General features: G+C 60.1%; 1 pseudogene. It reads right to left on the reverse strand.

The annotated features are described in order from the left end of the window. A pseudogene (locus tag QMG93_RS35170) lies at window positions 1-233 on the reverse strand (hypothetical protein); the annotation flags it as partial.

The raw sequence follows: 233 nt of genomic DNA on the forward strand, positions 1-233 counted from the left end.
GGCTCCGAGCACGCTGGTGATGGTGCCGTTAAGTAGGTTGGTGATCGTTCCACCCAGTAGTGTTGCGCTGATCGTACCGCCGAGGATGGTTGTGCTGACGGTCCCGCCGAGAATAGTGGCGCTGATCGTGCCTGCTGTAATTGTTGCACCCAGCACGGAGCCAACGGTAGTCAAGGTCCCCGCGGTGATGGTGGCGCCGAGCACGCTGGTGATGGTACCGTTAAGCAGGTTGT

Origin of the sequence: Paenibacillus tyrphae (assembly GCF_027925525.1) — a bacterium.
Lineage (GTDB): Bacteria > Bacillota > Bacilli > Paenibacillales > NBRC-103111 > Paenibacillus_G > Paenibacillus_G tyrfis_B.